The 476-nt window shown below is 38.9% G+C and carries 1 protein-coding gene; it reads right to left on the bottom strand.

Going from position 1 to position 476, the window contains the following annotated elements:
- Nucleotides 1-476, bottom strand: a 476-nt coding sequence (locus G9F74_RS29485) for a lyase family protein (protein ID WP_260408324.1), incomplete at both ends; no start/stop codon positions are given.

The raw sequence follows: 476 nt of genomic DNA on the forward strand, positions 1-476 counted from the left end.
CGAACGGATTGACCTGTTGCAATTGCTTCATTCGCAACGCGAGCTGCTGCTTCATAACCGATATGAGGATTCACGGCTGTAATAATTCCTACACTTTTCTCAACGTACTCTTTTAAACGATCTTCATTCGCTTCAATTCCTTTTAAGCAATTATCTGTAAAGGCACGGAAACCGTTATTCATAATGCTAATAGATTGAAGTAAGTTGAAAACAAGTACTGGTTCCATAACATTTAATTCTAATTGTCCTGCTTCTGAAGCAAGGCAAATTGTATGGTCGTTACCAATTACTTGGAACGCAATTTGATTAATTACTTCTGGCATAACAGGATTTACTTTCCCTGGCATAATAGATGAACCGGGTTGACGAGCTGGTAACATAATTTCCGCTAAACCAACACGTGGACCTGATGCCATTAAGCGAAGGTCATTCGCAATTTTAGACATGTTCATCATACATACTTTAAGTGCTGCAGA

Source organism: Bacillus sp. EKM202B, assembly GCF_011066025.1.
In the GTDB taxonomy this organism is placed as follows: Bacteria; Bacillota; Bacilli; order Bacillales; family Bacillaceae_G; genus Bacillus_A; species Bacillus_A toyonensis.